16 protein-coding genes are annotated in these 21,033 nt (G+C 63.1%); 11 read left to right on the top strand and 5 right to left on the bottom strand.

Features of this window, described 5'->3' with window-relative positions; all coding sequences use genetic code 11:
- Positions 1-52: 52 nt before the first annotated feature.
- Positions 53-532 carry an Lrp/AsnC family transcriptional regulator gene (locus ACSYDV_RS05530; protein ID WP_438322737.1) on the bottom strand — a complete coding sequence of 160 codons (480 nt, stop codon included), beginning with the start codon at positions 530-532 and terminating at the stop codon, positions 53-55.
- 211 nt (positions 533-743) lie between these two features.
- Between ACSYDV_RS05530 and ACSYDV_RS05525 the strand changes: the two genes are divergently transcribed.
- Positions 744-4,211 (top strand): indolepyruvate ferredoxin oxidoreductase family protein, encoded by a 3,468-nt coding sequence (locus tag ACSYDV_RS05525; RefSeq protein ID WP_438322736.1) that lies wholly within the window; start codon positions 744-746, stop codon positions 4,209-4,211.
- A gap of 19 nt (positions 4,212-4,230) precedes the next feature.
- A complete protein-coding gene (locus ACSYDV_RS05520) occupies positions 4,231-5,361 on the top strand; it encodes an acyl-CoA dehydrogenase family protein (protein ID WP_438322735.1) in 1,131 nt (376 codons plus the stop codon).
- Positions 5,362-5,383: 22 nt separating this feature from the next.
- Here ACSYDV_RS05520 and ACSYDV_RS05515 read toward each other — a convergent pair whose 3' ends face one another.
- Genes ACSYDV_RS05515 through ACSYDV_RS05505 form a run of 3 tightly spaced genes read right to left on the bottom strand, consistent with a single transcriptional unit; the run spans position 5,384 to position 7,933 of the window.
- On the bottom strand, positions 5,384-5,857 hold the full coding sequence (locus ACSYDV_RS05515) for a nucleoside deaminase (protein WP_438322734.1): 474 nt from the start codon (positions 5,855-5,857) through the stop codon (positions 5,384-5,386).
- A 26-nt stretch (positions 5,858-5,883) separates the two neighbouring features.
- On the bottom strand, positions 5,884-7,335 hold the full coding sequence (locus ACSYDV_RS05510; RefSeq protein ID WP_438322732.1) for an amidohydrolase family protein: 1,452 nt from the start codon (positions 7,333-7,335) through the stop codon (positions 5,884-5,886).
- A gap of 37 nt (positions 7,336-7,372) precedes the next feature.
- Positions 7,373-7,933, bottom strand: coding sequence for a peroxiredoxin (locus tag ACSYDV_RS05505; protein WP_438322731.1), 561 nt, complete (start codon positions 7,931-7,933; stop codon positions 7,373-7,375).
- A 469-nt stretch (positions 7,934-8,402) separates the two neighbouring features.
- On the opposite strand from ACSYDV_RS05505, the gene ACSYDV_RS05500 reads away from it, so the two are divergent.
- From ACSYDV_RS05500 to ACSYDV_RS05485, 4 genes are all read left to right on the top strand, one after another.
- Positions 8,403-10,727, top strand: a complete 2,325-nt coding sequence (locus ACSYDV_RS05500; protein WP_438322730.1) for a TonB-dependent receptor — start codon at positions 8,403-8,405, stop codon at positions 10,725-10,727.
- 137 nt (positions 10,728-10,864) lie between these two features.
- The gene (locus tag ACSYDV_RS05495) at positions 10,865-12,517 is read left to right on the top strand and encodes an amidohydrolase family protein (RefSeq protein ID WP_438322853.1); all 1,653 of its coding nucleotides are present in this window, start codon (positions 10,865-10,867) and stop codon (positions 12,515-12,517) included.
- An 83-nt stretch (positions 12,518-12,600) separates the two neighbouring features.
- Positions 12,601-14,232 carry an amidohydrolase family protein gene (locus tag ACSYDV_RS05490; RefSeq protein ID WP_438322729.1) on the top strand — a complete coding sequence of 544 codons (1,632 nt, stop codon included), beginning with the start codon at positions 12,601-12,603 and terminating at the stop codon, positions 14,230-14,232.
- A gap of 114 nt (positions 14,233-14,346) precedes the next feature.
- On the top strand, positions 14,347-15,750 hold the full coding sequence (locus ACSYDV_RS05485; RefSeq protein ID WP_438322728.1) for an amino acid permease: 1,404 nt from the start codon (positions 14,347-14,349) through the stop codon (positions 15,748-15,750).
- Between the two features lie 21 nt (positions 15,751-15,771).
- Here ACSYDV_RS05485 and ACSYDV_RS05480 read toward each other — a convergent pair whose 3' ends face one another.
- Complete coding sequence (locus tag ACSYDV_RS05480; RefSeq protein WP_438322727.1) at positions 15,772-16,245, bottom strand: Lrp/AsnC ligand binding domain-containing protein; 474 nt, start codon at positions 16,243-16,245, stop codon at positions 15,772-15,774.
- Positions 16,246-16,353: 108 nt separating this feature from the next.
- Here ACSYDV_RS05480 and ACSYDV_RS05475 point away from each other — a divergent pair, with 108 nt between their 5' ends.
- From ACSYDV_RS05475 to ahpF, 5 genes are all read left to right on the top strand, one after another.
- Positions 16,354-16,638, top strand: a complete 285-nt coding sequence (locus tag ACSYDV_RS05475) for a hypothetical protein (RefSeq protein ID WP_438322726.1) — start codon at positions 16,354-16,356, stop codon at positions 16,636-16,638.
- Between the two features lie 136 nt (positions 16,639-16,774).
- On the top strand, positions 16,775-18,076 hold the full coding sequence (locus ACSYDV_RS05470) for an Hsp70 family protein (protein WP_438322725.1): 1,302 nt from the start codon (positions 16,775-16,777) through the stop codon (positions 18,074-18,076).
- Between the two features lie 90 nt (positions 18,077-18,166).
- Positions 18,167-18,460, top strand: a complete 294-nt coding sequence (locus tag ACSYDV_RS05465; RefSeq protein ID WP_438322724.1) for a hypothetical protein — start codon at positions 18,167-18,169, stop codon at positions 18,458-18,460.
- Positions 18,461-18,617: 157 nt separating this feature from the next.
- On the top strand, positions 18,618-19,181 hold the full coding sequence (gene ahpC, locus ACSYDV_RS05460; RefSeq protein ID WP_438322723.1) for an alkyl hydroperoxide reductase subunit C: 564 nt from the start codon (positions 18,618-18,620) through the stop codon (positions 19,179-19,181).
- Positions 19,182-19,317: 136 nt separating this feature from the next.
- Positions 19,318-20,895 (top strand): alkyl hydroperoxide reductase subunit F, encoded by a 1,578-nt coding sequence (gene ahpF / locus ACSYDV_RS05455; protein ID WP_438322722.1) that lies wholly within the window; start codon positions 19,318-19,320, stop codon positions 20,893-20,895.
- Positions 20,896-21,033: the final 138 nt, after the last annotated feature.

Here is a 21,033-nt window from a genome sequence, read left to right as displayed (position 1 = left end):
GGGCCTTTACCCGCAGCTATCCTGCCTGCCCGTCGGCAATCGGCCTTTCTTCCTATCGCGCGGCATTGATGAGGGGTGACGCACGATTGACGAATGAATTGAGCGCGAAGCTGCTTTGAATATGCGCGACCCCCGGCAATCGGGTCAGTTTGTCGAGAAGGTCGCGATAATGATCGAGATCGCGCACCACGGAGCGGAGAAGATAGTCGGAGCCGCCCGACATCAGGAAGCCGCTCATCACTTCGGGCATGTCGACGACCCCCGACTCAAAGGCGTCGAGCGCCTCGCGCACCTGTTTTTCCAGCGTGACCGAAATGAAGACGATCATTCCGCCCGCCAGCCGCTTTTCATCGAGCCGCGCGAAATAGCCGCTGATGTAGCCGGCTTCCTCCAGCTGCCGGACGCGCCGGATCGTCGGCGTCAGCGACAGGCCGATCTCTTCCGCCAGATCGCTCCAGGTAATGCGCCCGTCGACCGAAAGCCTCTTCAATATTTTGAGGTCGTAAGCGTCGAGCGACGGCGCCGATGTCATATTCGTCTCCTGGTCTTCGGTGCGGGGGATTCGAGCCCGACCAAGTGGACCGGAGCGATCGATATCCACTGCCGGAATGAGCGGTCATGGTCAATATTATCGTAAAATGAGAAATATTGGATAAATTTCTCTAATATCGAACGTGATCGCGGTTGGGTTTAGCGGCCTTTTTCGGCGCATCTCGCCTATCCTCCTGCCGAAGGAGATTGCGATGAAGCCGGAGCGTGTCGTCAGCCTTGAGGCGATTTACAATGCGGATGAAGGCCCTGTTTTCATGACGGGGATTCAGGCGCTTGTTCGCCTGCCGCTGATGCAGCGCCGCTTCGACCAGCGGCGCGGTTTGAGCACCGCCGGGCTCGTCTCGGGTTATCGCGGCTCGCCGATCGGCGCCTATGACCAGCAGCTGTGGAAAGCGCAGAAATATCTTGATGCGCATGACGTTGTTTTTCAGCCCGGGCTCAACGAAGATCTCGCGGCGACCGCGCTGTGGGGGGCGCAGATGCACGAAGCGTTCGGGCCGTCGAAGGTCGATGGCGTGTTCGGCATCTGGTACGGCAAGGGCCCCGGCGTCGATCGCAGCGGCGACGCCTTCCGCAACGCCAATATGATCGGCACGTCACCGCTCGGCGGCGTGCTTGCGATCGGCGGCGACGATCATGCCGCGCAATCGTCGATGTTTCCGCACCAGACCGACGGCATCTTCCAGTCGGCGCATATTCCGGTGCTCCAGCCCGCCAATGTCGCCGACATATTGACCCTCGGCATGGCGGGCATCGCGATGTCGCGCTTCGCGGGTACATGGGTCGCGATGAAGACGATCGCCGAGGTGGTCGAAAGTGCCGCTTCCTTCACGCTTCCCGATCCTTATCCCGATTATATCGCGCCGGCCGGACTGGTCCCGCCGCACGGGCTCAACTGGGACCCCGCGATCCAGTGGCCCGCCGAGCGCGCCGAATATGAGCGCCGCCTGATCGAAGAGCGCATTCCTGCCGCGATCGGCTGGGCCGTTGCCAATCGCATCGACACGCCGGTCTTTGCAAGCCGTGCGAAGCGGCTTTGCGTCGTTACGGTGGGCAAGGCGCATCAGGATTTCATGCAGGCGCTCGAAAATCTCGGCATCGGCGAGGACGAAGCCGAGGCGCTCGGCGTTTCGGTCTATAAGGTCGCGATGAGCTGGCCGCTTGCGGCCGATCCGCTGCTCGCCTTTGCGGGCGACGCCGACGAGATTTTCATCGTCGAGGAAAAGGCGCCGACCGTCGAGGATCAGATCAAGACGGCGCTGTTCCACCGGAGCGGCAAGCGCGTCCGCGTCACCGGCAAGCGCGATGCCGAGGGCAAGCCGCTGCTGCCCGTCGTGATGGAGTTCACCCCATTGATGGTGGCACAGGCGCTGGCCGGCCGGCTGGCGCATGACCCCGTCGGCGTCGCGGATCGATTGAAGGCGCTGGAGACGATGGCGTCGCGCGGTGTGGTGGTGCCCTTTCCGGCGCGCAAACCCTTTTTCTGCTCGGGATGCCCGCACAATAGTTCGACGAAGACGCCCGAAGGCTCGATCTCGGGCGGCGGCATCGGCTGTCACGTCATGGCGCTGTCGGTGCCGAAACTGAAGACGACGACCTTCAGCCAGATGGGCGGAGAGGGGCTGCAATGGGTCGGCGCCGCGCCTTTTTCGAAAACCGACCATATCTTCCAGAATATCGGCGACGGCACCTATCAGCATAGCGGCCTGCTTGCGATCCGCGCGGCGGTGGCGGCGAAGACCAACATCACCTTCAAGATCCTTTACAATGATGCGGTGGCGATGACGGGCGGCCAGCCGGCCGAAGGCGTGATCGATCCGCCGCGCATCGTCGCCCAATTGCTGGCGGAGGGTGTCGGAGGGGTGAATTTCGTCAGCGACGATCCTGGGAAGTGGCAGGACCTGCCCGGCGGAGTCGTCGCCGCGCATCGCGACGATATGGATGCGATCCAGCGCGCGCTGCGCGACACGCCCGGCGTCACCGCCATCGTCTATGAACAGACCTGTGCCGCAGAAAAGCGGCGGCGGCGCAAGCGCGGCGCCTTTGCCGATCCCGACCGCCGGTTGTTCATCAACCCGCGCGTCTGCGAAGGCTGCGGCGATTGTTCGGTGCAATCAAACTGTATCGCGGTGCAGCCCTTGCCGACGCCGGAGGGGGTGAAGCGCCGGATCGACCAGTCGGCGTGCAACAAGGATTTCTCGTGCCTCAAGGGTTTCTGCCCGAGTTTCGTCGAAATCGAGGGTGCGGTGCTGCGCGGGCCCGATGCCGCGCGGATCGCGGCGGTCGAGGCCGAACGCTTCGCCGCGCTTGCGGCGCCGGCGCTTCCGACGCTCGACGGAGCCTATAATATCTATGTCGCGGGGATCGGCGGGCTGGGCGTGCTGACCGTCGGTGCGCTGCTCGGCATGGCGGCGCATATCGACGGGCTGGTGTCGACCGTGCTCGACTTCACCGGCCTTGCGCAAAAAAATGGCGCGGTGGTCAGTCAGGTGCGGATCGCGGCGGCGGGCGCGTCGATCCATGCGGTGCGTATCGGCGGCGGCGAAGCCGATCTGGTCCTTGGCACCGACGCGCTCGTGGCGGCGAGTCCCGACGCGCTGCGCAAGTTGGCGTCGGGGCGCGGGGCGATCGTCCTCAATGCCGACGAGACGCCGACCGCCGACGTCGTCACCGACCGCGACGCGGTGCTGCCGACCCCCCGTATCCTCGACACTTTGCTGTCTCGCGCGGGCGACCGGGGCTTTCTGCTCCGCGCGACACGGATCGCCGAAGGGCTGTTCGGCAACACTGTCGCGGCGAACACGCTGATCGTCGGCTATGCCTGGCAAAAGGGGCTGCTGCCGATTTCGGCGGAGGCCTTTGCCGCGGCGATCGAGGCCAATGGCGCTGCGGTCGCGCTCAACAAGCGCGCCTTTGCGTGGGGGCGGCTGGCGGCGGTCGATCCCGATGCGGTGAATGCGATCGCGGGGCTCGTCGAGGCTGTATCCCCGTTGGCAGACGAGGATGTCGCGGCACTGGTGGCGCGGCGCACGACCGATCTCACCGCCTATCAGGACGCGGCCTATGCCGACCGCTATGCAGTGCTGATGCGCCGCGTTGCGTCGGCCGCCGCGCCCCATGGTGCGCGCGGCGCGGCGCTGGTGCGTGCGATCGCCGCCAACGCCTATAAGCTGATGGCGTATAAGGATGAATATGAGGTCGCGCGCCTTTATAGCGAGCCTGCCTTTCGGCAGACGCTGGCGGCGCAATTTTCCGGCACGAAGCGGCTGTCGATCTATCTGGCGCCGCCGCTGTTGTCGCGCATCGATGCGCGTACCGGACGCCCCGCGAAGCGCAAATTCGGGCCGTGGATATTCGGCGCGATGGCGCTTCTCGCCAAGGGGCGGCTCTTGCGGGATAGCTGGGCCGACCCGTTCGGACGGTCCGCCGAACGCCGGGCCGAGCGCGCGCTGCGCGACGACTATCTGGCAATGATCGACGGACTGCTGCTGCGGCTCGACGCGGGCAACCTCGACGCGATCGCTGCCATCGCGGCGCTTCCCGGTGAGGTCCGGGGCTATGGGCCGGTCAAGGAGCAGGCGATGGCGCAGTATCGCACCAACCTGCAGGAGGCGCTCGCGCGCCTCGACGACGCAATCACGATAGCTGCCGCCGCCTGAACGAAAAGAGGAACGGATAATGAAGGGTCTGACCGAGATACAGGGAGCCATCCGCGATTCGGTGCGCGCCTTTGCGCAGGATGTCATCCGCCCGCACAGCGCGCGGTTCGAGGCCGAAGGCGGCTATCCGCCCGACCTGTTTCAGGCGATGGCGTCGCTCGGCCTGTGGGGCATGACCGCGCCCGAGGCTTTCGGCGGGGCCGATGCCGATGCGGTGTCCTATGCGCTGGCGTTGATGGAGGTTGCGGCCGCCGACGGGGCGCTTTCGACCATCGTGTCGATCCAGAATTCGATCCTCGTCTCGGGGCTGCTCAAGGATGGCAGTGAGGCACAAAAGGCGCGCTTCCTTCCCGACCTCATCGCCGGACGCATGATCGGTGCCTTTGCGCTGACCGAAGCCGATGCCGGGTCCGACGCCTCTGCTGTGCGTACCCGCGCCGAAAAGGTCGATGGCGGATGGCGGATCACCGGGGCCAAGCAGTTCATCACCTCGGGGCGGATCGCGGGCGTCGTCATGATCATCGCGGTGACGGATGCGGGGGCGGGCAAAAAGGGTCTTTCGGCCTTCATCGTTCCGACCGACCGGCCCGGTTATGCGGTGGACAAGGTCGAGCATAAAATGGGGCAGGGGGCGTCGGACACCTGCGCGCTGCGTTTCGATGATATGTTCGTCGAGGACGAGCTTCTGCTCGGCGCGCCGGGGCAGGGTTATCGCATCGCGCTCGCCAACCTCGAAACCGGTCGTATCGGCATCGCTGCCCAATGCGTCGGCATGGCGCAGGCCGCGCTTGATATCGCGGCCGCCTATGCAAAGGATCGGCGGAGCTTTGGCAAGCCGATCATCGAGCATCAGGCGGTGGGTTTCCGCCTCGCCGATCTCGCGACGCGGCTCGAGGCGGCGCGGCAGCTGGTGCTGCATGCCGCGCGCGTGAAGGATGGGAAAGAACCCTGCCTGACCGAGGCGTCGATGGCGAAGCTGTTCGCGTCGGAGGTGGCCGAAGCCGTGGTGTCGGGCGCGCTCCAGACGCTCGGCGGATATGGCTATCTCGAGGAATATGGCGTCGCCAAAATCTATCGCGACGTGCGCGTGTGCCAGATTTACGAGGGCACGTCGGACATCCAGCGCATGGTGATCGCGCGCAGCCTCTGACGCGGCCCCGGGGCGGACCTCGCTACAGGTTTTGATCCTGCATGGCTTGCCAGTCGGAATAGAGGTTCGTTGCCGTTTCCAGCCGGACCGGGACGTGGCGGATCGCCATCGATTGTTCGGCAAAAGGCTTTGCGAGATCGGCATAGATTGCCGCGGTCGACAGGCCAAAGGCCGCGCCGTCGTCATTGTCATAGGCATAGACGACCTCGCCGATCCCGGCGAGGCGCATCGCCGCCATGCACATCGGGCAAGGATGGCCGCTGGCAAAGACCGAACAGCCTTTCAGGTCGGGGGCTGCCAGCTTCCGGCTCGCGGCGCGGATCGCGCCCATTTCCGCATGGGCGGTCGGGTCGCCGGTGGCGAGGATTTCGTTCACGCCCGTCGCAACGATCGCGCCATCCTTGACGATGACCGCGCCGAACGGGCGTCCGCCCTTGCGGGCGTTCGCATAAGCAAGGGAGATGGCTTCGCGGAGGAAGCGTTCGGTTTCATCCATGGTGCGCTCCTCCGTCCCGCGCCGGATTACTGCGGCGTCGCTGTGGCATTCCATGCTGCGACTTTGGCGCGCGTGTCCGCGAGCATGGCGTCGAGCGCAGCGCGGTCATGCACGGTGCCGCGCAGGATCACCGCATGGATCGACCGTGTCGCGGCGATGTCCTCGAGCGGATTGCGATCGAGCAGCACCAGATCGGCCGCCTTGCCGCGATCGACCGAGCCATAGCGATCGAGCTTGCCGAACCAGTCGGGGCCTGCGCGCGTCGCCGACACCAGCGCCTGCGCGGGTGTCAGTCCCTTCTCGACGAAGAGCGCGAGCTCGTCATGGAGACCAATGCCCGGATAGTTAAAGGAGTTCAGGAAACCTGCGTCGGTTCCCGCCATGATCGTTACGCCTGCGGCCTCGAGCATCGGAAGCACTGCCGCTTCGCGCTCGAAATGCGCGTGGCGCGCCGCGATCGCTGCCGCGTCGGCCTTGGCGGCGCGCTCGACGCGCCAGTTATAAGTGGCGCGAAGCCCGGGGCCGATCAGCCCCAGATAATCGTCATTCTTATGATCGTCCCGATCGAGATAGGCGATGATCCGCCCGCCGTTCAGGGTGGGCGTGACAAACACGCGCTTCGCGGCGAGCTGGCGATAGGCGGCCATCGCGGTTTCCGGGTCGAAACCGGCGTCGAGGCGCCGATTGGCTTCGGCCCGGTCGATACGCCCTGCGGCAAAGTCCGCGGCGATAGCGGCTTCGTCCTTCACCCCGGCCTTGAACGCATAATCGAGATGCTCGATCGAACTGATCCCGGCGTCGACGGCCTGCCCCACCGTCAGCGCCATCGGAATATGCCCCGAAACGCGCAGACCGGCAGAGCGCGCCGCGGTCACTGCATAGAGGAACAGGTCGGGCGTCAGCGTGCTGTCGGTTATCTTCACAAAATCGACGTCGAGTGTCTTGAGCCGTGCCACCGCGGCATCGACCTCCGCTTTCGAGCCCGTTTCGATCGTCCCTTTCCAGACGGGCTTCAGTCCCTCGATCTTGGGGCCCGAGCTGAGCAAGGTGGGTCCGAACAGACTGCCATCGGCGATGGAGCTGCGCCAGCGGAGCACGTCGTCGGGCAAGTCGCCCGAGGCATCGCGCACCGTCGTAATTCCGTGAGCGACATAAAGTGGCAGCAACGCCTGATTCTCAGCGATCAGTTGCGGTCCGCCGCCGAAGTGGACGTGCATGTCCCACAGGCCGGGGATCAGATAACGGCTGCCGGCATCGACCGTCCGCTTTGCGGTCCATTGCTTCGCAACCTCGGCGTCGCTGCCCACCGCGACGATCGTGTCACCCGACGTCACCACGGCCTGATCAGGCAGCAGGCGTCCCTGTTCGACATCGACGATAGTGGCGTGACGGATCAATATATCGCCGCGGTCCTTTGCCGTGGCCGAAAGCGGGGCGAGGGCAAGCGCCGCGAGGGCGGCAACCAGAAGCGTTTTCATGCGGTAGCTATCCCGGATAATCGTGTTGCGGAGCGGATCAGCGGTGGGTGGCGTTCCATGCGCGAACCGCCGCCATCGTCTTTTCGATATGAGCCTGCGGGCTGCGATCGGTATAGCTCAACAGGATGGTGCCGTTCGGCGCGATGACGAACGATGTCCGGCTGGAGATCATCGTCTGACCCGGGCCGCGCATTGCGGCGTCATACTGCGCTGCGACTCTGGCGCCCGGATCGGCTGCGACAGCAAATTTGCTGCGGCATTCCGATTTGGAAAATTCCGCGACACGATCGATGTTGCCGGCGGTGACGCCAATGACGCGGGCGCCCAGCTGATTGAACTCGCCGTTCGCTTCGGCAAAAAGATGGGCCTCCATCGTGCAGCCGGGCGTAAAGGCGGCGGGGAAGAAGTAGAGCACGATCGGCCCGTTTCTCAGCGTCTGCTTCAGCGAGAGGCTGAAGGGCTTGCCTCCCTGCGCGGCGTTCAGCGTGAAGTCGGGTGCCTTCGCGCCCTGTTGGAGGGCGGCGAGACTCTGTACCGGAATGGCCGTGAGCGACAGGCCAAGGCCCAGCGACATCGCAATCTTCATCAGGATTTTCATCTGCGCTTCTCCATGTCAACGCTGGAGATACGCCCTGCCTGGACATTCTCCACCCAAATATTCGCCTGTAGGTCGCAAAGGTAGCAGTCTTACAAACGGCGTCGCTGCTTTTGGCAGGAGTCGGGATCGCAGCGCAAGGCGCCGCGGGGTCCGCAGAGCCCACAGGCGGTCGCGATTGCCCGACGGCACGGCGATATCCCGGAAAACAAAAGCCCGGCCGGGCGTGCGGTTTGACGAATTATCTCCGCCTGCGCGGGCTGATCAGCATTTCCGTCCGGCAATGCATGGGTCTACCGGCCGGAATCTAGACGATTTATCGAATTTCTATCCATAGCATTCGAAGATTTTTCAGTTTTATGACAGATAGGGAGAATAAACTACGCCGTTCTGCCCAAAATACCACGCACCTTCGGGAGGTCTGATGATAGCTTTGAAAAAAATGCCAAAAATGCAAAAAGGGGAAGACAGAATGAAAAAGACAGGAATTTCCGTGCGTTGCGTCGGTCGCTCCACCCGCGCCGCGCTTCTGGTTTCTGCCATGTGCGCGATGGGCATCGCGCCGGCGATGGCCCAGGAAGAGCAGGAAACTCAGGACAATGCGCATGCGACGGGCGGTGAAATCGTCGTCACCGCGCTGAAGCGCGGCACCCGCCTTCAGGATACGCCGCTCGCCATTTCGGCGGTGACGGGCGATTCGCTCGAGCGTGCCGGGACGACCAGCTTCACCGAGCTGACCCAGAATACCCCCAGCCTGCGCATCGTCGACAATGGTCCGGGCAACCGCCGCGTCATCCTGCGCGGTGTCGTCGGCGCGGGCGAAGCGACGGTTGGCGTTTATTATGACGAATCGCCGGTGGCGGGCTCGGTCGGTACGACCAGCGACGCGGCGGGCAGCACCCCCGACTTCCGCGTCTTCGACGTCGAGCGCGCCGAAGTGCTGCGCGGGCCTCAGGGCACGCTTTATGGTTCGGGTTCGATGGGCGGCACGGTCCGCATCATCTATGAAAAGCCCAAGACCGACCTGCTCGAAGGCGCAGGCACTGTGAATTTGTCGGCGGTCAAGGGCGGCAGCCCGGGCGCGTCGGTCGACGGGATGATCAACCTGCCGATCGTCGAGGACAAGCTCGCGCTGCGCGTCGTCGGCAGCTATCAGCAGTTCGGCGGTTATATCGACAACAGCTATTACGGCACCAAGAATATCAACGACGGCTATAGCTATAGCGGCCGCGCCTTGCTGCGCTTCACCCCGACCGACGCGCTGACCATCGATCTGGGCGCTTATTACACCAAGGTATCGACCGACGCGTCGCGCTGGTTCTTTGAAACGGGTGAGCGTCACACGACCAACGCGCGTTCGGAATCAGGCAATTATGACGAAAGCCGTATCTATAGCGGTACGCTGCGCTATGATTTCGGGCCGGTCGCGCTGACCGCGGTTTCGACCTATTTCGACCGCGACCGCACGGTCGTCGGTGACGTCAGCGACAATTTCAACGGCCGCGACACCGCTGCGGGCTGCGTCACCTACCTGAAGCCGGCCGGGGGTGTCTGCACGCCCGCACAGCTTGCCCCCTATCTCGACCTGACGCGTACCATTCAATTCTCCAGCCTCTATCAGCCGCAGGGCGTGAAGAACTGGACGAACGAAATCCGGCTTTCGTCGACCGACGGCGGCCCGTTCAACTGGACCTTCGGCGGCTATCTGGAAGATCGCAAGTCCTGGGTGCGTTCGACGCTGCTCAGTGCCAATCCGGCGAGCGGCGAACTCAATCCGTTCGTCCCCGCGAACATCTATTATGATCGCACGATCGACGATCATCTGAAGCAGAAGGCGCTGTTTGCCGAGCTGTCGTACAAATTCTTCGACAAGCTGACCGCGACGGTCGGCACGCGTTGGTATGAATATGACAAGACCGTTGGCGGCGTCGTCGATCAGGGCCAGATTCATTATGCGTCGGTCCCGTCGGCTTATACGCAGGCGCAGACCACCGAAAATGGCTTCGTCCACAAGTTCAACCTGTCGTATGAATTCAGCCGCGACCTGATGATCTATGCGCAGGCGGCCGAAGGTTTCCGTCCCGGCGGCGTCAATCAGGCGATCGGCCTGCCGGCCGCCCTCACCGGATACAGCGCCGACAGCCTCTGGAACTATGAACTGGGCCTCAAGAGCCAGCCGATCCAGGGCATTTATTTCAACCTGACCGGCTATCAGATCGATTGGTCGAACATGCAGGTCTCGGCCCGCACGGCGGGTACCGGGTCGGTGTTCGGGCTGATCTCCAACGTTGGCGCGGCGCGCATCAAGGGCGTCGAGGCCGAAATCAACGCCTCGCCGATCGACGGCCTCTCGCTGATCGCCAACGTCGGCTACACCGATGCCAAGCTGACCGAAGATCAGGTCAGCCAGGTTGTCGTCGCCGCTGGCCGCAAGGGCGACCGTCTGCCCTTCGTTCCCAAGTGGAACGTCAGCGGATCGGCCGAATATGGCTGGTCGCTGAGCGACAGCCTGGATGCGTCGGTGCGCCTTGACGCCAGCTATTCGGGTTCGTCCTATTCGACGCTCGCCAAGACCGACATCTATCGCCGCAAGGTCGATGAATATGCGCTGGTCAACGCGCGGATCGGCGTCGAGGCGCCCGACGGCAACTGGAGCGCGCATATCTATGTGAACAATCTGTTCGATGCGCTGGCGATCACGACCAAATCGAGCAGCGCGAACACCGGCGGCCTGACGGTCACCCACGGCGCACCGCCGCGGACGATCGGTCTCAGCCTCGCGAAGCGGTTCCGCTGACAATGGGGACGGGCGGGCTGCGGGGGCTCCCCGCAGCCCGCCCGTTGCGGCGGCAATTACAATATTTCGAAGATTTCCAAGGGAAACGGAGAGGGGTCATCATGAAGAAACTGGGCTTGGTCGCGCGGCACGCGTTGATGGTTGGAAGTGCGGGCTTGCTGGGCACGCTGGCGGCGACGGCGGTGCAGGCGCAGACCGCCGCTCCCGCTCCCGAACCGGTGAAGGCGCGCGCCGGCGCGGTTCCGGCACCAGCGCGGCAGCAGGGTGAGGGCGCCGGACCGTTCCGCAAGATGGTTATCCGCGGCGTGACGCTGATCGACGGCAGCGGCGCCCCGCCGCGCGGCCCGGTCGATGTCGTCGTCGAAAACAATATCGTCACCGCGATCGAGGCTGCGGGCACTCCCGGGCTGCCGCTGGTTCAGGGCCGCGCGCCGCGCGACGCCGATTATGAACTCGACGCAACCGGCATGTATATGCTGCCCGGCTTCATCGACATGCACGTCCACGGGTCGAGCGACGACAAGGCGCCCGACCTCAGCTATTCATACAAGCTGTGGCTGGCGCATGGTGTCACTTCGGTGCGCGGCGTCGACCTTGCGCCGTTCGAAATCGCGCTGAGCGAGCGTGCCCGTTCGGCGCGCAACGAAATCGCGGCGCCGCGTATCTTTTCCTATCACCGCCCCGGCACCGGGCGCGGCTGGACCGGCGGAACGACCAACACCCCCGAAAAAGCACGTGAATGGGTGCGCTGGGCAGCCAAGGCCGGGATAGACGGGATCAAAGTCACTGCCGACCCGACCCAGCCGCCCGAAGTGCTCGAAGCCATTTATGACGAGGCGAAGAAGCAGCATATCGGCACCGTCGCGCATCTCAGCCAGATCGGCGTCGCGCGAATGGATGCCAGACATGCGGGTGAAACCGGGCTGGGCACCGTCACCCATTTCTATGGCCATATGGAATCGCTGCTGAAAGAAGGTCCCGTCCAGAACTGGGACCCGAGCTATAATTATATGGATGAGCAGGATCGCTTCAGCAACGTCGCGAACCTCTATCGCGAGAGCTTCGAGCCGGGTTCGGACGAGTGGAAGGATTATCTTCAGACACAGAAGAAAAATGGCGTCACCTTCGATCCGACGATGACGATCTATGCGGCGTCGCGCGACCTGATGCACGCGCGCAATGCCGACTGGCACGGCAAATATACGATGCCGCAGCTGTGGAATTTCTTTCAGTCGTCGCGCGAAAATCACGGCTCCTACTTCTTCGACTGGACGACCGAAAAAGAGGTGCGGTGGCGCAATTTCTACAAGAAATTCATGCACCTGATCAATGACTACAAGAATATCGGCGGCCGCGTCACGGCGGGTTCGGATTCGGGCTTCATCTTCAAAACCTACGGCTTCGGTTATGTCGAGGAACTCGAATTGCTTCAGGAAGCCGGTTTCAACCCGACGCAGGTGGTGCAGGCCGCGACGCTCAACGGCGCGCTGACGCTGTACGAGCCGAAGGGCAATGCCGCGCCGCCGATCGGTACGGTGCGCGTCGGCAAGCTCGCCGACATGGTGCTGGTGAAGGAAAACCCGCTTCAGAACTTGAAGACGCTATACGGCACCGGGGCGCTGCGCCTCAACGAACAGACGCAGAAGCTCGAGCGCGTCGGCGGGGTCAGCTACACGATCAAGGACGGCATCGTTTATGATGCGAAAAAGCTGCTCGCCGATGTCGCCGAAATGGTGAAATCCGAAAAGCGGCGCATGGGCCTTCCCGAAGAAGGCGTTTCACTACCCTGAGCCGATGGGGAGGCGGTGCCGGAAGGTGCCGCCTCCCCATTCGCTTTTCAAAGCAGATAATTCGAACTGGGGAAGCAGAGATTATGAAGTTGAACTTGACGAAAATCGCGCTGGCGGCGGCGTTGCTTACGGTGCCGGCAGCAGCGCATCAGAGCGATGGCAAAAAGCCCGCCGCGGCGGAAACCTTCCCGATCAGCGCCGGCGCGCCGGCGCGCAAGCCCGGCGAAGGCGCCGGCCCGTTCCGCAAGATGGTCATCCGGAACGTGACGATCATCGACGGCACCGGCGCTCCGCCGCGCGGCCGTTTCGACATCGTGATCGAGGGCAATCGTATCGCATCGATCAAGCAGGCAGGCTGGCCGGGGCTTCCCTCGCCCGCCAACCGCGCGCCGAACGATGCCGATCATGAAATCGACGCGACCGGCATGTATATCATGCCCGGTTTCACCGACATGCACGTCCACCTGCCCGGTGCCGACAAGGCGCCCGACGCCAGCTATGCCTATAAGCTGTGGCTTGCTCATGGCGTGACGACGGTGCGCGGTGTTCCTCTGGGCGCACCTGCAGTCGCCAGCCGCGAGAAGGACCGTTCGGCGCGCAACGAAATCGCCGCGCCGCGCATCTTCAACTATCAGACACTTGGCGCGGGCTGGCCCGGCGGGGTCGTCGATACGCCGCTGAAAGCGCGCGAATGGGTGCGCTGGGCTGCGAAGAACAACATCGACGGGATCAAATTCTTCAACCGCGAGAATGAAACCCCGGACGTCTTCTCGGCCGCGCTCGACGAAGCGAAAAAACTGGGCCTCGGCACCACCGCGCATCTCAGCCAGATCGGCGTTGCCAATTTCAACGGGCGTCAGGCCGGCGATGCCGGACTGAACACGATCACCCATTATTACGGGCATATGGAATCGCTGCTGAAGGGCCGCGCGATTCAGGATTTCCCGGCGAACTACGACTATAACAACGAGCAGCACCGCTTTGGCGAGGTCGCCGAGATCTGGGACCAGGTCAACGGTCCCGAAACCAAGCAGTGGCAGGAATATCTGGAGGCGCAGAAGGCGAACCACGTCACCTTCGATCCGACCTTCAACATCTATGCCGCCTCGCGCGACCTGATGCGCGCGCGCAACGCCGACTGGCACGGCAAATATACGACGCCGCAGATGTGGAGCTATTTCCAGTCGACCCGCGACAATCACGGTTCCTATTTCTTCGACTGGACGACCGAGAATGAGTTTGCGTGGAAGAATTTCTACAAACTCTACATGCGCCTGATGAATGATTATAAAAATATGGGCGGCCGCGTCACCGTCGGTACGGACTCGGGCTTCATCTTCAAAACCTATGGCTTCGCCTATGTCGAGGAACTGGAATTGCTGCGCGAAGCAGGCTTCTCGCCGCTGGAGACGATCCGCGCCGCAACGATGATGGGCGCCAAGACGCTGTACGAACCGCGCGGCGAAACCCCGCCGATCGGTGCGGTCCGCGCCGGCATGCTCGCCGATCTGGTGATCGTTCCGGAAAATCCGCTGCAAAATCTGAAGACGCTTTATGGCACCGGATTCCTGCGGCTCAATTCGGAAACGAACAAGCAGGAAGTCGTCGGCGGCGTGAAATACACCATCAAGGACGGCATCGTTTACGACGCGAAGCAGATGCTCGCCGAAGTCGCGGCGATGGTCGAATCCGAAAAAGCCCGACTGGGCCAATAACCAGCATATCGAACCGATACCGGGATCACCCCTCGCCGCATGCGCGGCGGGTGGTGGTCCCGGACTTCCGGGCGTTGACCCCGATCGTCGTGATGGTCGGGCAAGGGGATCTCCATGTCTTTTTTGACCAGACGAAAATCGATCGAATCGATCACCGCGGTGAACGAATCCCAGCGGCTGCACCGGACGCTGAGCTGGTGGCACCTGATCGCACTCGGCGTCGGGGCGATTGTCGGCACGGGGATTTATACGCTGATCGGCGTCGGCGCAGAGCGTGCTGGCCCCGCTGTGCTCATCGCCTTCATCATCGCGGGTCTGGTCTGCGTTTGCGCGGCGCTTGCCTATGCCGAGCTTGCGACGCTGATGCCGGTATCGGGCAGCGCCTATACCTATAGCTATGCCGTGATCGGCGAAGGCGTCGCCTGGGTGATCGGATGGAGCCTCGTACTCGAATATTCGGTCGTCTGCGCCGCGGTCGCGGTCGGCTGGTCGGGCTATGCCGTCGGCTTTCTGCAATCGGCGGGGTTGGATATCCCCCACGCGTTCGTCGCCGGGCCGCATGCGGGCGGGATCATCAATCTGCCCGCGATCTTCATCGTCGCGGGGGTTGCGGGCATGCTGCTCGTCGGGACACGCGAAAGCGCGACGTTCAACATCATCCTCGTCATATTGAAGCTTGCCGCGCTCGCCGCTTTCATCGCACTGGCGCTGCCGGCGTTCGACGCCGGGAACTTCAAACCCTTCATGCCTTATGGCTTCGCGTCGCATGAGGTCGATGGGCAGGTGCGCGGGGTCATGGCTGCGGCGGCGATCATCTTCTTCGCCTTTTATGGCTTCGACGCGGTATCGACCGCGGCGGAAGAAACGAAGAATCCGGGCCGCGACCTCACCATCGGGATCATCGGCTCGATGGTCGTATGCACGATCGTCTATATGGCGGTCGCCGCCGCCGCGATCGGCGCCATGCCCTTCCTCGAATTTTCGGCGTCGGGCGAGCCGCTCGCGCATGTTCTGCGCACATTGGAGCACCCCGGTGTCGCGACTTTCATAGGCGCGGTCGCTGTCGTCGCGCTGCCGACGGTGATCCTCGCCTTCATGTTCGGTCAGAGCCGCATTTTCTTCGTCATGTCGCGCGACGGGATGCTGCCCGAACGGCTGGGCAAGCTGAACAAGCGCGGCACGCCCGTCGCGGTCACGGTCGGAACGGCACTTGTCGTATCGGCGATCGCGGGCTTTTTCCCGCTGTCGGAGATCGCTGAACTTGCCAATGCCGGTACGCTCGCGGCGTTCGTCGCGGTCGGTTTCTGCCTGATCATCCTGCGCGTCCGTAAACCCGACCTGCCGCGGGTGTTCCGCGCGCCGATGCCATGGGTCGTCGGGTCGATCGCGATTGGCGGCTGCATCTATCTGTTCATCAGCCTGCCCGGGGTGACCCAGTATCGCTTCCTGATCTGGAACCTGATCGGGGTCGCTATCTATCTGGCCTATGGCGCGCGCAAAAGCCGCCTGGCCCGATAGGACGGGCGTTTTGGGATGACGTTACAGGGGCAGGGTGCTCACATTCTTGACCTCTTCGAGAACGGCGTAGGTCCGGGTCTCGCGGACCCCGGGCATATGGACGAGCGTTTCGGCGAGAAACCTCCGATAGGCTTCCATATCCCGGACGCGAACCTTGATCAGATAGTCGAAGCCGCCGGCGACCATGTGGCATTCGAGGATTTCGGGCATCACCGACACAGAGGCGGCAAATTCCTTGAACACGTCGCCGGTGGTCCGATCCATCAGCACTTCGATGAAGATGAGCAGCGCGCGGTCGAGCTTGGTCGGATCGAGCAGGGCATGGAAGCCAAGAATATAGCCCTGTTCGCGCAGCCGCTTCAACCGGTCGAAACAGGCCGACGGCGACAGACCGCAGCGATTGGCCAATTCCTGATTGGTGATCCGGCCCTCGGCTTGAATCACCTTGAGAATGCGACGGTCGGCATCGGTCAGCATCGAGGATTCTCCGGTCATATTTATAATTTCCCGATATTGGTCCCATGTTATGACGAAATAGCCAAGGACATTTTTTGAAATATGGCGTGAAATTCGAATAATCTATGGAACGGAGGAGTGGTTGAAGTGAGCGAAGTGAAGCAGCGCATGTGCATCGTGAATCCGGAACTGGTGGACGATATCGTTCCCCTCGTGGGTGGCCAGTGCGAAATCATGACCAAAATCGGCATCAGCTGGAACAGCTGGATCAAGATTACCGGTGGCTTGCCCGTCCGGCATTCGCTGGCTCACCGGTTCAAGGCGCGTGTTCTGGCCACCGCTGAAGAGGTCGAAGGCTTTCGCCGGAAATTTCCGTCGCCGTGCGGCGGGATCGACCGCGCCGCCCTCGACGATGCGTTTCTCTTGCCCTGAATCGAGATGAGCTGAAGCTTGATGCGCGTTGTGGACCTGACTATGGGGCTGCCCTCCCACTAATATTCGCTCCCATTGGCCATGCACGGTTTGTGCGGTCATCCGGGCGCCGCGCGTTTCAAGAATGGAAAAGCATATGACGGCCCGCCCGGCCGGCCCGGTCCTGGGGTTGGATTTCGGCACGACGAACAGCGTTGCCGCGATTGCCGGCGAGGATGGTGCGCCGGAACTCGTCGGCTTCGATGGCCCCGCCGCCAGCGGGCCGGTCTTTCGCTCGGCGCTTTGCTTCTGGCAGGATGAGGCGGTTCGCGGCGGGCTGGCGGTCGAGGCCGGGCCGTGGGCGATCGCCGAATATCTGTCATGGCCGCAGGACAGCCGCTTTCTGCAGTCGTTCAAATCAGTCGCCGCCAGCGCGAGTTTCGAAACCGCCTCGATCTTCACCAAACGCTATCGTTTCGAGGAGCTGGGGCGGCTGTTCCTGGCCAAGCTGGTCGCGCATGCGGGCGCTCCGCTCGCCGAGCGGCCACGGCGGGTCGTGGTTGGGCGTCCGGTGGAATATGCCGGGGCCCGGCCCGATCCGGTCATTGCGCGTCAGCGTTATGATGCGATGTTCGCGGACCTCGGGACCGAGATCCACTATGTCTATGAACCGATCGGCGCGGCGTTCAGCTATGCCTCGCGGCTGACCGAGCCCGCGACCCTGCTCGTCGCGGACTTCGGTGGCGGGACGAGCGATTTTTCGGTGGTGAAGGTCGCCGAACCCGGCGCCGCGCGGCGCTGCGTGCCGCTGGGGCATGCGGGGATCGGGATTGCGGGGGATCGTTTCGATTACCGTATCATCGACCGGCTGGTGCTGCCGATGCTCGGCAAGGGTGGTCTCTATCGCTCGTTCGACAAATTGCTGGAGATCCCGGGCGGGCATTTTCGCGATTTCGCCGACTGGTCGCGGCTGGCGCTGATGCGCAATCGCCGCACGCTCGACCAGCTCAACCGTCTCCAGCAGAGCGCGGTCGACGGCGCGGCGATCGGGCGGATGATCGCAGTGATCGAAAATGAGCTGGGCTATCCGCTCTATGATGCGGTCGGCCGACTGAAGCGGGCCTTGTCCGAAGAGGAGGCCGCGCATTTCCATTTCGCCGGTGCGGGGCTTGAGATCGAGGCCGATGTCACGCGCGCCGAATTCGAAGGTTGGATCGCCGAAGATGTCGCGGCGGTCGAGGCGACCGTCGACCGTGCGCTCGTCGCGGCGGGGACGCAGGAGCGCGATATCGATCGCGTGTTCCTGACCGGCGGTACGTCGCTGACCCCCGCCATCCGCGCGCTGTTCACACGGCGCTTCGGCGCGGACGCGATCATGAGCGGCGACGAACTCACCTCGATCGCGCACGGGCTCGCGCTGATCGCGCAGGAAGAGGATATGACGCCCTGGGCAGCCTGATCGAGCGCCGCATTTAATCCTCTTCGCACCGCCAGCGGTGTGATATGCTGCGCCTTGCCAGCCTGCGTATCGGGAAGAGGAGGGCAGATGATGGCCGACGACTGGAATGTCGACGATCTGGCGCTGTGTATCAGCCGCCACGAACGCTATCCGCCCGAAGTGCATCCGGGCGTTATTCTCACCGTGCGCGAAGTCATCGGCGATATGGTCGATGCGGTGACCGGGCATCATGGCATCGCGCTGCGTTTTCGGGGCGCGCCCGACCTGGGGCCCCGGGCCGCCTATTGCGCGCGGCGCTTTCGCAAGATCACTCCCTGCGAAGCCGATGCCTTCGATCGCGAAGTGATTGACATCATGACCGAAGCTCCAGCCGGTCCCGAATAGGCGGCCGCTGATCGGTCAGCTGAGGCTAGAAAAAGCGTCTTGATCGATTTAGCCGATAAGTCTGCAAGATATTTTGAACTTGCCGGGCGGCGCCGCGATCCATAACTGCCCCCTTGCAAGAGATTATTGCAGTGCAACAAACCAAAGGAACTCTCCCATGGGTATCATCGGAAGCTCGATCAAGCCGTTCAACGCCACGTCCTATCATCAGGGCAAGTTCGTTCCCGTGTCGGACGCCGACACCAAGGGAAAATGGGGCGTTTTCTTTTTCTATCCCGCCGACTTCACCTTCGTTTGCCCGACCGAACTCGAAGACCTCGCCAACCAGTATGAAACGCTGCAGGGCCTGGGCGTCGAAGTCTATTCGGTATCGACCGACACGCATTTCAGCCACAAGGCATGGCACGACAGCTCGCCGGCGATCGGCAAGATCAACTATCACATGCTGGGCGACCAGAACCACGTCCTCGCGAACAATTTCGGCGTGCTGCGTGAAGATTCGGGCCTTGCCGACCGTGCGACCTTCGTCGTCGATCCCGACGGCGTGATCCAGGTGATGGAAATCACCAGCGAAGGCGTCGGCCGCAATGCCGAGGAACTCGTCCGCAAGATCAAGGCTGCGGTCTATGTCCGCGCCAACCCCGGTCAGGTCTGCCCCGCGAAGTGGGAAGAAGGCGCCGAAACGCTGGCTCCCTCGATCGAACTCGTCGGCAAGATCTAAGCCGTAGCTATCGGATTGCCGGGCGGGCAGCCTGCCCGCCCGGCCTCCACTCCCTTCAAGAACACATCGTAGCCAAGTCGCCGCGACCGCCCGTTCGGCCGTGAAGCCTTGCGCTTGCCCGGAAAGGCCCTCTCCCATGCCCATCCTCGACGCCAACACGACCGCCCAGCTCAAAACCTATCTCGGCAATTTGCGTCGTCCGATCGAGCTGGTCGCGAGCCTCGACGGCTCGCCCAAGTCGGCCGAGATGCGTGGCCTGGTCGAAGAGGTTGCGGCGCAGTCCGATCTGGTCAGCGCGCGCTTCGACGGCGACGACGCCCGCCGGCCGTCCTTCGCGATCCGCGCCGACGCCGATGACGAGAATGGGGCACGCGCCGAAGCGGTGTTCGCCGGGCTGCCGATGGGGCATGAATTCACCTCGCTGATCCTCGCGCTGCTCCACGTCGGCGGTCATCCGCCGAAGGAAGATGCCGAGCTGCTCGATGCCGTGCGTGCTCTCGAGGGCGAATTTGTCTTCGAAAGCTTCTTCTCGCTGACCTGCCAGAATTGCCCCGATGTCGTGCAGGCACTCAACATCATGGCAGCGCTCAATCCCAACGTGCGGCATACCGCGATCGATGGCGCGCTGTTTCAGGACGAGGTCGAGCGCCGTCAGGTGATGGCTGTCCCCGCCGTCTATCTGAACGGCGAACCCTTTGGTCAGGGCCGCATGGACCTCGCCCAGATCATGGCGAGGCTCGACACCGGCGCCGTCGCCCGCGCCGCCGAAAAAATCGCCGCCAAGGATGCGTTCGACGTGCTCGTGATCGGCGGCGGTCCCGCTGGGGCAGCGGCGGCGATCTATGCCGCGCGCAAGGGCATCCGCACCGGCGTCGTCGCCGAACGCTTTGGCGGTCAGGTGCTCGACACGCTGGGGATCGAAAATTTCATCTCGGTCCAGCACACCGAGGGGCCGAAACTCGCCGCACAGCTTGAACAGCATGTGAAGGAATATGATGTCGACATCATGAACCTGCAGGAAGCCGTCGAGCTGATCCCCGGCGGTGCGACCGGCCTCCACGAAGTGAAGCTGAAAAGCGGCGCGAGCGTACGCGGCAAGACCGTGATCCTGTCGACCGGCGCGCGCTGGCGCCAGATGGGGGTCCCCGGGGAAGAGGAATATCGCAACAAGGGTGTGGCCTATTGCCCGCATTGCGATGGACCCTTGTTCAAGGGCAAGCGCGTCGCGGTGATCGGCGGCGGCAATTCGGGGGTCGAGGCGGCGATCGATCTTGCGGGCCTTGTCACCCATGTCACCCTGATCGAGTTTGACAGCGAACTGCGCGCCGATGCGGTGCTGCAGAAGAAGCTGCGCAGCCTGACGAATGTCACCATCATCACTTCGGCACTGACGACCGAAGTGCTCGGCAATGGCGAGCGCGTCGTGGGATTGCGTTATCGCGATCGCAGCAGCGACGAGGAGCATCTGGTCGAGCTGGAGGGCATTTTCGTCCAGATCGGGCTGATCCCGAACAGCGAGTGGCTCGACGGCGCAATCGCATTGTCGAACCGCGGAGAGATCGAAGTCGACGCGCGCGCCGCGACCAGTCAGCCGGGCATTTTCGCCGCCGGCGACGTGACGACGGTGCCATATAAGCAGATCGTCATCGCGATGGGGCAGGGGTCGACCGCCGCGCTGTCAGCCTTCGACCATCTGATCCGCTCGGACGGCTGATTCATAGTGCGATGGGCGCCGGCCCCGCCCCGCGACGGCATCGTCCGTCGCGGGGCGCTTTTGCTTTCCCGGCGACGGCCTCTTGACAAAAGGTGATCCAAATTCCTATCCAGATGGATAAATAAATTGGGAGGGATG

The organism is Sphingopyxis selenitireducens, assembly GCF_051550705.1.
Taxonomy (GTDB): Bacteria; Pseudomonadota; Alphaproteobacteria; order Sphingomonadales; family Sphingomonadaceae; genus Sphingopyxis.
Note: the sequence above shows the minus strand (reverse complement) of the source record. Positions and strands in the feature narration are given on the sequence as shown.